This is a genomic window from Actinomycetes bacterium (assembly GCA_036000965.1).
Lineage (GTDB): Bacteria > Actinomycetota > CALGFH01 > CALGFH01 > CALGFH01 > DASYUT01.
This window is the reverse complement of the sequence record DASYUT010000355.1, coordinates 1-11,276: the sequence shown is the minus strand read 5'-3', so window position 1 is coordinate 11,276 and position 11,276 is coordinate 1. Positions and strand designations below refer to the sequence as shown.

The following is an 11,276-nucleotide window of genomic DNA, read 5'->3' as shown; positions in this document are numbered from 1 at the left end:
GCCGTGCCCGGCTACGCGGCCGCACTGGCCCAGCTCGACGACGCCGAGCTCGCCAGGATGCTGGCGCGCCGCCCCGACCTGCTGGCCGGACCCGGACCGGCGTCCTTCCCCGAGCTGGCCAGCCGGGCCGGCACCCCGTCGTCGCTGGCGGCCGCCCTGCGCCACCTCGACCTCGGCACGCTGCAGCTCGCTGAGCTGCTGGCGGTCGTCGGGCTGCCCACTACCGTCGACGCGGTCGCCGAGGCGGCCGGGCCCGGCCTGCGTCCCGAGCGGCTGCGCGCCGGCCTCGCCGCCCTGGCCGAGCTGGGGCTCGCCCTGCCGGGCCCGGACGGCAGCATCGCGGGACCGCGCGGCCTGCGGGCGCCGTTCGGCAACCCCGGGGGCCTCGGGCCGTCAGTGGCCGAGCTGGCCAAGATCGGGGTCACCAGGGACCAGCTCGACGCGGTCGCCGGGAACCTCGGCATCGACCGGCCCACGACCAAGCCGCAGCTGGTCGCGGCCGTGGCCGCCGCCCTGGCCGACTCCTCGGTGGTCGGCAGGGTGCTCGGTGAGGCCGACGAGGCAGCCAGGCGCCTGCTCGACGAGGCGCTCGAGGCGGCCGCGCCGGTCACCGTCATGGGGGTGGGCTACGGCCGCTTCGCCGGCTACCCGGACGCCGCCCCCGCGAGCTGGCTGCTGGAGCGAGGGCTGCTGCTGCCCACGTCGTACAACCAGTTCGTGGTCCCGCGCGAGGCGGTGCTTGGCATGCGCGGCGGTCGCGTCTTCCCGGACTGGCCGGAGCCGCCGGCCCTGCCCGACCTCGACCCGCTGCCCGACGCGCCCGGCCGGGCCGCGGCCGCGGCCATGCAGGCCGTCGTGGCGGCCGAGGGCCTGGTCACCCGGCTGGACCGGCAGCCGCTCCCGCTCATCCAGGCGGGCACGGTCGCCGTGCGCGACCTGCGCCGCCTCGCCGCCGAGCTCGACGTCGCCGAGGACGAGGCCGCCCTGCTCGTCGACCTGCTCGTCGAGGCCGAGGTCATCATGGTCGGCGGCCCCTGGGACCAGCGCTCGCTCGGCCTGCGACCCGAGGCCGACGCCTGGCTGGCCCAGACCAGGGCCCGCCGCTGGGCCGACCTGGCGGTGGCGTGGCGCGACCGGGACCTCGCCTTCGAGGACCACCTGCTGCCCCGCTACGGCCTGGGCGCGGCAGGCGCGGACAAGGCCCGCCCGCTCAGCGGCCGCCGCCTGTCGGCAGCGGTCACCCGGCGCCGGGGCCTGGTCGAGGCGCTCGCCCGGGTCGCCGACGGCCGCGGCATCGCCGCCGACGCGCTCGGCGGGCTGCTGCGCTGGCGGATGCCGTCACTCTGGAGCGGCCGGAGCTCCGACCCGGCCCGGGTCGTGCTCGACGCCGCCGCCTTCCTCGGCCTGGTGGCGGTCACCGGCGGGCGGGCCGGCCCGGGCCCGGCCACCGTCGCCTGGTGCGCCGAGGCCGGCCCCGACGAGCTGGCCTCGGCCATGGCGGAGCTGCTCCCCGACGGGGCGGGCCGGTTCCTGGTCGCCGGCGACCTCACCGTGGTGGCGCCCGGCGGCCTGGCCCCCGACGTGGAGAGCCGCCTCGCGGTCCTGGCCGACCGGGAGTCCGTCGGCGGAGCGCTCACCTGGCGCATCGAGGAGGCGAGCCTGCGCCGCGCCTTCGACGAGGGGCTGACCGGCGAGCAGGTACTCGAGTTCCTGCGCGAGCACTCCGACACGCCGCTCCCCCAGGCTCTCGAGTACCTGGTCGAGGACGCGGCCCGCCGCCACGGCCGCCTGCGGGTCGGCGGGGCCACTACCTACCTGCGTGGCGAGCCCGCGCTGGTCACCCAGATGGTGCGCTCGGCGGCCGGCCGGCGGCTGGGGCTCCGGGAGCTCGCCCCCGGGGTCGCGGTCACCCACCGGCCCCAGCGGGAGCTGCTCGGCGCCCTGCGCAAGGCGGGGGAGGCGCCCGTGGCCGAGGAGCCCGACGGCACGCCACGCCTGGAGGCCCGCAAGACCGTCCGCCACGCCCCGCGGGCCGCGTCCGGTCGGTTCGGGCACGGCCGCGACGACCGAGCGCCCGAGCCGGCCGCCGCGCTCGCCGAGGTGGTGGCCCGGCTGCGCGCGTCGGGCGGTCGGCGTCAGGGCCGCAGGGACGGTGCCGCCGCGGACGGGGCCGAGCCCGGGCCCGTGACCGCCCCGGCCGAGATCGCCGCGCTCTGCCACCGCGCCGCCGGCGAGCAGACCGCGGTCGAGATCGCCTACCGGGCCCGCGACGGGGAGGAGACCGTGCGCACGGTCGAGCCCTACGGCGTCCGCGCCGGCCTGCTCACCGCCTGGTGCCGGCTCCGCCAGGCCGAGCGGACCTTCGACCTGAGCCAGATCCTGTGGGCCCGCCCGGTCGAGGAGCCCCGCCGGCTGGCCGACAGCTCCAGGGCAAGGGCCTGGCCACCCGGCGACCCGAAGGAACCTGGCATGGACGGGAGAGGCGCCGACCCCGGGAGGCTCCCGCGTGGCTGACGGCGCGCTCATCGTCCAGAGCGACCGGAGCGTGCTGCTCGAGGTCGACCACCCCAAGGCCGAGGCGGCCAGGACCGCCATCGCCCCGTTCGCCGAGCTGGAGAAGAGCCCGGAGCACATCCACACCTACCGGCTCACCTCGCTCGCGCTGTGGAACGCCCGCGCCGCGGGACTCGAGCCGGACGAGGTGACCGCCGCCCTGGTGGAGCACTCTCGCTACCCGGTACCGCCCGGGCTGCTCGCCGACCTGGCCGAGACGATGGGGCGCTACGGCCGGCTGGTGCTGCTCGCCGACGGGGCCGAGCCCGACGGGCTGGTCCTCGAGTCGAGCGACCCGGCCGTGCTCGAGGAGGTGGTGCGCTCCAAGCGGGCCGCGCCCCTGCTGGGGCGGCGCCTCTCGCCGAGCCGGGTGCTGGTCCCGCTGGGTGAGCGGGGCCGCCTCAAGCAGGTGCTGCTCGGACTGGGCTGGCCGGCCGACGACCGCGCTGGCTACGTCGAAGGCGCCCCGTTGCCGATCGAGGTGCGCCCGGCCCACGCCGGCACCGGCGAGCCGTTCGCGCTCCGCCGCTACCAGCGCGAGGCGGTGGCCGCCTTCACCGCCGCCGGCTCGGGCGTGATCGTACTGCCCTGCGGCGCCGGCAAGACCCTCGTCGGGATGGGCGCGATGGCGGCCGTCGGCGCCCGCACCTTGATCCTGGTCACCTCCACCCTGGCCGCCCGCCAGTGGCAGGAGGAACTGCTCGCCCGCACCAGCCTCGGGCCCGACCAGCTCGGCGAGTACTCCGGCGCCCGCAAGGACGTCGCGCCGGTGACCATCGCGACCTACCAGGTGCTGGTGACCAGGCGCAAGGGCGTCCACCCGCACCTGGACCTGCTCGGCCGCCAGGAATGGGGCCTGGTCGTCTACGACGAGGTCCACCTGCTGCCGGCCCCGGTGTTCCGGATGACGGCCGAGATCCAGGCACGGCGCCGGCTCGGGCTGACCGCCACGCTGGTCCGCGAGGACGGCCGCGAGGCCGACGTGTTCAGCCTCATCGGTCCCAAGCGCTACGACGTGCCCTGGCGCGACCTCGAGGCCCAGGGGTGGGTGGCGGCCGCCGACTGCGTCGAGGTCAGGGTGAGCCTGACCGACGACGAGCGCATGGACTACGCGATGGCCGAGCCCGACGAGCGGTACCGGCGGGCCGCCACCGCCCGGTCCAAGCTCCCTGTGGTCCGCCACCTGGCCGGCCTCCACGAGGGCGACCGGGTGATGGTCATCGGCCAGTACCTCGACCAGCTCGAGGTCCTCGGCACCGAGTTGGACGCGCCGGTCATCACCGGGAAGACCCCCGTGCGCGACCGGGAGCGGCTGTTCGCCGCGTTCCGGGCCGGCGAGCTGGCCCGGCTGGTCGTGTCCAAGGTGGCCAACTTCTCGATCGACCTGCCCGAGGCCAACGTGGCCATCCAGGTCTCGGGCACGTTCGGCAGCCGCCAGGAGGAGGCCCAGCGCCTGGGCCGCATCCTGCGGCCCAAGGCCGACGGGGGCCGGGCCCGCTTCTACACCGTGGTCAGCCGGGACACCAACGACACCGAGTTCGCCCAGCGCCGCCAGCGTTTCCTGGCCGAGCAGGGCTACGCCTACCAGCTCGTCGACGCCGGGGACCTGCTCGCCGGCGCCGGCACGCCCCCCTTCGCGGCCGTCGGCGGCCGCCCCCACCTCCGCCTGATCGAGGGCGGCCGGGCCGGATAGCGCGCCCATCGAGGGCGGCCAGGCCGGGCAACGTGCCTCGTACCGAACGCTGCTCGCCGCGACAGCTCGCCGACGGCTCGCCCTGGAACGCGGGCGGGACGGCCCCGCCCACGCGCGCTAGGCTGCGCCCATGTCGAGCCATGGCCTGCCCTCGGTCTTCGTCGTCGGGTCGATCAACCAGGACTACGTGCTCTCGGTGGAGCGCCGGCCGGACCCGGGGGAGACCCTGAGCGGCGCCAACCTGGTGTTGCATCCCGGCGGCAAGGGCGCCAACCAGGCGGTCGCGGCGGCGCTGCTCGGGGCGCGGGTGGCCCTGCTCGGCCGGGTCGGTGACGACCCGGCCGGCGCGTCCCTGCTGGCCGAGCTGGCCAGGCGGGGCGTGGACACGGCTGCGGTCGGGACGACCGACCAGGCGGCCACCGGCGCCGCGTTCATCACCGTGACGCCCGACGGCGAGAACGCGATCGTCGTCGCCCCAGGCGCCAACCACCGCCTCGCCCCCGGCGACGTCGACGCGGTGGCCGGGGCGATCCGGTCCGCGGCCGTGCTGGTGCTCCAGCTCGAGGTGCCGCTCGAAGTCGTCGGGCGAGCGGTCGAGGTGGCTGCCGGTGCGCCCACTCGGGTCGTGCTCAACCTGGCCCCGGCCAGCCCGGTGCCCGGCGCCCTGCTCGCCCGGGTCGACGTGCTGGTGGTGAACGAGCACGAGGCCAGCTTCCTGCTCGGCGAGGAGGTCGACGGGGTGGGCGCCGCCACCCGGGCCGCCGAGGACCTGCGCGGGCGCGGCCCGGCGGCGGTGACCGTCACCCTGGGCGCGGCCGGCGCCGTGCTGGCCGGCCCCGGCGGGTCCCGGCACGTGCCCGCCCCCCGGGCCACCGTCGTCGACACCACCGGGGCGGGCGACGCCTTCGTCGGCGCGCTCGCCGCCGAGCTGGCCGCGGGTACCCCCCTTGGGGACGCGGTCGCCTCCGGCGTCCGCGCCGGCACGGCCGCCGTGGAGGCCAAGGGCGCCCAGAGCTCGTTTCCGACCGCGGCCGACCTCCGCCGGGAGCCGCCTGCCTGACGAGCCCGCCGCGGTCCCGCCCGCCGCCGTGGCAAGGTGGCTCCGCCAGCGAGCGCCGGGAGCTTCCTGCCTGACGGAGCCGCCGCGGTCCCGGCGAGCGTCCAGGCCCGGCCCAGCGTCCAGGCCCGGCCCAGCATCCGAGCCCGGCCCAGCATCCAAGCCCGGCCCGCGGGGCGCTCAGGCCCCAGCCGAGCGTCCAGGCCGGCCCGTGGGCGTTCTGGCTCGGCCCGCGGGGCGTCCGGGCTCAGCCCGCGGGGCGTCCTGGCGAGCCAGGGCGACGACGGCGCGGAGGGCGTCCGGGTTGGCGAGCGCGCCCTCGCTCACCGCCTTGTCGGGCGGCACCCCGGCGAGGATGCGCTTGACCGGCACCTCGAGCTTCTTGCCGTTGAGGGTGCGGGGCACGTCGTCGATCGGGTGGATCTCGTCGGGGACGTGGCGGGGCGACAGCTCGGAGCGGATCGTGCGCCGGATGCGCTCGACGAGGTCGCCGTCCAGGGTGCTCCCCGGCCGGAGCACCACGAACAGCAGCAGCCGCCCCTCGCCGCCCGGGCCGCCGGCGTCGACCACCAGGCTGTCGGCCACCTCGTCGAGGCCCTCGACCACCCGGTAGAACTCGCTGGTGCCCATGCGCACGCCGCCCCGGTTCAGGGTCGAGTCCGAGCGCCCGGTGATGATGCAGCTCCCGCGGTCGGTGATCTCGATCCAGTCCCCGTGGCGCCACACCCCGGGATAGGTGGCGAAGTAGCTGTCCCGGTAGCGCTCGCCGTCCGGGTCGTTCCAGAAGCAGATCGGCATCGACGGCAGCGGCTCGGTGACGACCAGCTCGCCCACTTGCCCGACCACCGAGCGTCCCTGCTCGTCGAACGCCTCGACCTTGGCCCCCAGGGCCCGGCACTGCAGCTCCCCCGCGTACACGGGCAGGACCGGGCAGGACTGGACGAACGCGGTGCACATGTCGGTCCCGCCGCTGACCGAACCTACCAGCATGTCACGGCGGACGTGCTCGTAGAGCCAGGCGAACCCTTCGGGGGGGAGCGGCGAGCCGGTCGAGCCGATGCTGCGCACCCTCGACAGGTCGGTCTCGCGGCCCGGCTCGATGCCTGCCTTGCTGCAGCCGAGCACGTAGGCGGCGCTGGTGCCGAAGTAGGTCATCCCGGCCGCCTCGGCGAACCGCCACAGGGCGAGCAGGTCGGGATGCCCGGGGCTGCCGTCCCACAGCAGCACGGTGGACCCGAGCAGCAGCCCGCCGACGAGCAGGTTCCACATCATCCAGCCGGTGGTGGTGAACCAGAAGAACCGGTCCTCGGCGGTCAGGTCGAGGTGCAGGGAGATCCCCTTGAGGTGCTCGAGCAGGATCCCGCCGTGGCCCTGGACGATCGGCTTGGGTAGCCCGGTGGTGCCCGACGAGTACAGCACCCAGAGCGGGTGGTCGAAGGGGACCGGCTCGAAGGAGAGCGGGCCGGGGTCGCCCGCGAGCAGGTCGGCCCAGGCGATCACCTCGCCGGGGGCGGCCCGCCCCGCGGCGGACCCTCCTGGCCCCGGCTCGCCCGGCCCCGCGGCGGACGACCCTGCTGGCCCGGGCTCGCCCGGCCCCGCGGCCCCGGCGCCCGGCGAGGGGACCAGCACGGTGGCCCGCAGGGTCGGCAGTCGGTCGCGGATCTGGGCCAGCGCCTGCCGGCGGTCGTGGACCTTGCCGTTGTAGCGGTAACCCTCCACGGCCAGCAGCACCGTGGGCTCGATCTGCTGGAACCGGTCGGTGACGCTGGAGACCCCGAACTCGGGGGCGCAGCTCGACCAGATCGCGCCGATGCTGGCGGTGGCCAGGAAGGCGACCGCAGTCTCGGGCACGTTGGGCAGGTAGGCGACCACCCGGTCGCCCCGGGTCACGCCGAGCCGCCGCAGCCCTGCGGCGGCCCTGGCCACCTGCTGGTACAGCTCGGCGTAGGTGATCGTGCCGAGCGTGCCGTCCTCGGACCCGAAGATGATCGCCGGGTGCTGGTCGCGGCGGCGGAGCGCGTGCTCGGCGTAGCTCAGCTCCGCGCCCGGGAACCAGCGGGTGCCCGGCATCCGACGTTCCTCCAGGGCCGGAGCGGGCGCGTGCCCGTCCCCGACCTCGAAGAACTCCCAGATCGAAGTCCAGAACCCGTCGAGGTCGGTGACCGACCAGCGCCACAGGTCGTCGTAGGTGTGGAAGTCGAGCCCGCGGTGCTCGACGAGCCAGTGCTCGTACCGGACGAGGTTGGAGCGGAGGATCCGCTCCCTGGACGGGGTCCAGAGCGGAGCCGGCTCGGTCCCGGCCGTTCGCAGCTCGCCTGCCACCGCCACCTCCTTGGCGTCCCAGCCAGGTCGCCGGTCGTGCCGACGACGGTACCTGCTCGCGTCGCGGTGCGCCGCCGTTCAGAGCGGTGCAGGGACGCCCATCGTCAGGCCGGGCTGGGTGTCACAGCCACGGTGTACGGTCCCGCCGAGCCTGGCGACAACCAAGCCGGGCTCGGGAGCAACCAAGCTGGGCTCGGGAGCGGAACGCCAGGCAGGCCAAGGACGGCTTGGCCAGGGGAGCGGAACGCCAGGCAGGCCAAGCGGTCCCAGGCGGGACGGGCTCACGGGTCGGGTGGGTCCCGGGGCGCGGGCCTCCGCCGCGGTGGCCGCGCCCCGGGAGCCTCGGCTCAGCGGGAGGAGCCCGCGAGCCGGGCGTAGACGACGACGTTGTCGCGGTAGCTCCGCCTGGCCCGGTCGAACTCACCCCCGCAGGTGACCAGGCGGAGGGTGGCCCACGGCACCGGGCCGAACACGGCCTCGGGGGGAAAGGACGCCTTGGGGTACTGAACCCGCTCCTCGACCACGAACCGGAGCCGGACGCCGTCGGCCCGGTCGACCTGGATGGTGTCGCCCCGGCGGAGGTCTCGCAGGCGGTAGAACACGGCCGGTCCCCTCTCCGAGTCGAGGTGCCCGGCGATCACCGCCGGCCCGGTCTCGCCTGGCAGTGTGCCTTGGGCGAACCAGCCGGCCTGGCCGTAGCGCACCGGGACCTCCATCGAGCCGTCGGTGGCCAGACCGAGGCGGACGAGCGACGAGCGCACCCCGATCACGGGGATCGACACCCGCACGGGCGGGGACGGCGGCCCGGGGCTGGTGACTTGGCTGGGCAGCGGCGCGACCTCCATGCGGAGCGCCTTGGCCGAGGCAGACAAGACGCTCGCGGCTGAGGCGGTCGAGGCGCTCGCGTCGGGTGGGGCTGAGGCGGTCGCGTCGGGTGGGGCTGAGGCGGTCGCGTCGGGCGGGGCCGGGACGGCCGGGATGGTGGTGGCCGGTGCAGGCGCCGAGCCAGGGGCGCCCGCACCGGCTGCGGTGCGCTGGGCGCAGGCCCCGAGCAGGAGGGCAAGGGCCGCCGTGGCGGCGGCCAAGCCCAGCCGGGCGGGCCCGCGCCGGCGCACCGTCAGCTCGGGCCCCAGCGGCGCCCGGACGCCGCACCAGGCCAGGGCCGCCAGGGCCAGGGCCGCGCCGCCCAGGGCGGCCACGCCGGCCGTGGCCAGCAGTCCGGCGACCATTCCCGCCGCGGTCAGCAGCCCGGCAGCCGTGCCGGCCGTGGCCGGCAGCCCGGCAGCCATGCCGGCCGTGGTCAGCAGCCTGCCGGCCGTGGCCGGCAGCCCGGCGGGGGTGCCGGCCGGCTGCGGGAGCGGTGCCGTGCCCCCGCCGCCCGTGCGCAGCGCGCCGCTCGGCATGGTACGCACCCCGGTGGCGTCGGCGAAGCGGAACGCCTCGCGGGGCTGGCCGGCCCCGCCGATCAGCGCTACTGAGTTGACCGTGCCCGCCTTGAGGCTCAGCTCGTCGCGGATCAGGACTTCGGCTCCGCCGGCCCTGCGCGCCTCGAGCCGCACCCGGCCGGTGGGGAGCTGCTGGTACCCGGTGGACGACGGGAACGACACCCCAGCCGACACCACCTTGCCTGCCACGGCGATGTCCAGGGGCGGCAGGTCCACGGCCGCGTCCAGGAACCGGACCTTGGTGCTGTCCCGGCCGGTGGGCGACATGTCGTCGGAGAGGAGCACGGCGTTCAGGTCGGTCTTCTTGCCCACCGCGACCACCGTGTAGGAGGCGCCGGGCTCGAGGTCGCCGGTCAGCCGGACGACCGGCTTGGTGGTCGCCGGCACTCCCGCCGGGCGCACTTCGTAGGTGAACGGGCCGGGGCTGACGGCCCAGTAGGCCGAGACGTTCTTGTAGAAGACGTTCGGGAACATCTGCTGGCGGTTGAGGGTGACGACGTAGACGTCGACGTACTCGGCGTCGGGCGAGAAGTGCGCGATCCGGACCATGGCCTGCCGCGGCGCGGCACTCGCGACCCCCGGCAGCATCGCCGCCGCAAAGGCGACCGCGACCATGGCAGCGCCCGCGGCAGCGCCCGCGAGCTTGCGGATCCGGTGACGTCCCATCGCTTCCCTCCTCGGCGGGGCCACGGCTGGCTCTCCGGAGCATCCGTCTGGGCGTTCGGTGCGCCTGGGCCCACGGACGCTGGGCGGCTACTGAAATTTCCTACGTAGTTCCACCGAGTTGTTCGGCAGTGCGATCCGCCCGGGCCGGTCCCGCCGAACGCACGGTGACGCCAGATCCGAGCAAAGGGGCAGCGCCGATGGCACCGACACGAGGCTCCAGGCCGTCCCCGCGCCTGCCCTGGACGCGGCGGTGGCTGCCAGGCGCTGCCCTGGCCTTGGTGCGGCGGTGGCTGCCAGGCGCTGCCCTGGCCTTGGTGCGGCGACTGTCAGGCGCCGCCTTTCCCTGGACGCGGCGGTTGCCAGGCGCGGTCCTCGCCTGGGTGCTGGCGGTGGCCTGCGGGCTCCTCATGATCCCGGCCTCCCTGGCGGCCCCCGGCGGCCAGCCAGGCGTCGAGCAGCTCCGGGCCAAGGCGGCTGTCCTGCGCGCCGGGATCGACAGCCAGAACGAGCGCCTCGAGCAGCTCGCCGAGGAGCTGAAGGAGGCCTACGCCAACGGGGTCGAGCTGCTCGCCGAGGCGGCCAGGATCGAGCAGCGCCGTGCCGCGGCCGACCGTGACCACGCCACCGTCCGCCAGCAGCTCGACGAGCGCATCCGCAGCACCTACATCGAGGGCCCGGCCTCCTACCTGTCCGAGCTGATCGGAGCTGGCGACCCGGCCGAGGCGCTGCGGCGCCTGCCGCTGCAGAAGGCCGTGATCGAGGCCGACCTGGCCCTGGTCAAGCGGACGCTGGCGGCCAAGGCCAAGGTCGACGCGCTCAACGCCGAGCTCCAGGCCAAGCTGCTCGCGCAGGCGCGCATGGCCCAGGACCTCGCGGCCAAGGAGGCCGAGGCCCGGGCGCTCGCGGCCAGGCTCGAGGCCGAGCTGCGGACCATGGACAAGCAGATGAAGCGGCTGATCGAGGAGGCCCGGGCGCGCGAGGAGGCGGGCCGCCGGACCGCCTTCGCCCAGTTCATGGCCGGAGCCCAGGCGAGCGGCCGCATCGTGGTCGACGCCACCAAGGCCGCACCGGCGGCCAAGCGGGCGGTCGAGATCGCCCTGGCCCAGCTCGGCGCCCCGTACCGCTGGGGCGCGACCGGGCCGAACGAGTTCGACTGCTCGGGGCTGACCAGCTCCTCCTACGCCCGTGCCGGGGTGGCCATCCCCCGCACCTCGAAGGTCCAGTATGCGGCGCTGGCGGCCAGGGGCCAGACCGTCGGCGTGGCCAGCCTGCTCCCCGGTGACCTGGTCTTCTACGCCTACAACCCGGCCGACCCGGCCACCATCCACCACGTCGGCATGTACGTCGGCCACGGCCTGATGGTCGAGGCGCCCTACACCGGCGCGTTCGTCCGCACCGCCTCGGTCTGGCGCCGCGACCTGGTCGGGGCCGTCCGTCCGGTCCCCGCCCTGCGCCCCTGATCGGCTCACCCTGCTGAGGGACCCGTGCGTTCATCCGGCCTTGATGGCTGGATGACGCCTGTCCTCACCCGGAGGAGCGC

Annotated in this window: 6 protein-coding genes; 4 read left to right on the top strand and 2 right to left on the bottom strand. The window is 76.0% G+C overall.

What is annotated here, in order from left to right; all coding sequences use genetic code 11:
• The 3 genes from VG276_31670 to rbsK form a co-directional block, all read left to right on the top strand.
• Nucleotides 1-2,514: helicase-associated domain-containing protein (locus VG276_31670; GenBank protein ID HEV8653835.1), on the top strand; the 2,514-nt coding region annotated here is incomplete at its 5' end.
• Nucleotides 2,507-4,246, top strand: coding sequence for a DNA repair helicase XPB (locus VG276_31665; protein ID HEV8653834.1), 1,740 nt, complete (start codon nt 2,507-2,509; stop codon nt 4,244-4,246). The genes VG276_31670 and VG276_31665, both read left to right, overlap by 8 nt.
• Before the next feature lie 130 nt (nt 4,247-4,376).
• Nucleotides 4,377-5,306 (top strand): ribokinase, encoded by a 930-nt coding sequence (rbsK, locus tag VG276_31660; GenBank protein HEV8653833.1) that lies wholly within the window; start codon nt 4,377-4,379, stop codon nt 5,304-5,306.
• A gap of 177 nt (nt 5,307-5,483) precedes the next feature.
• Here the strand turns inward: rbsK and VG276_31655 are convergent, their stop codons facing one another.
• Nucleotides 5,484-7,625 carry an acetoacetate--CoA ligase gene (locus tag VG276_31655; protein ID HEV8653832.1) on the bottom strand — a complete coding sequence of 714 codons (2,142 nt, stop codon included), beginning with the start codon at nt 7,623-7,625 and terminating at the stop codon, nt 5,484-5,486.
• Nucleotides 7,626-7,972: 347 nt separating this feature from the next.
• Nucleotides 7,973-9,736 carry a class F sortase gene (locus tag VG276_31650; protein ID HEV8653831.1) on the bottom strand — a complete coding sequence of 588 codons (1,764 nt, stop codon included), beginning with the start codon at nt 9,734-9,736 and terminating at the stop codon, nt 7,973-7,975.
• Between the two features lie 356 nt (nt 9,737-10,092).
• Here VG276_31650 and VG276_31645 point away from each other — a divergent pair, with 356 nt between their 5' ends.
• On the top strand, nt 10,093-11,196 hold the full coding sequence (locus VG276_31645; GenBank protein ID HEV8653830.1) for an NlpC/P60 family protein: 1,104 nt from the start codon (nt 10,093-10,095) through the stop codon (nt 11,194-11,196).
• Nucleotides 11,197-11,276 lie beyond the last annotated feature (80 nt).

Excerpts from the sequence above, each read along its gene's own strand:
- rbsK (HEV8653833.1), top strand. The coding sequence starts at position 4,377 with ATGTCGAGCCATGGCCTGCCCTCGGTCTTCGTCGTCGGGTCGATCAAC.
- VG276_31650 (HEV8653831.1), bottom strand. The coding sequence starts at position 9,736 with ATGGGACGTCACCGGATCCGCAAGCTCGCGGGCGCTGCCGCGGGCGCT.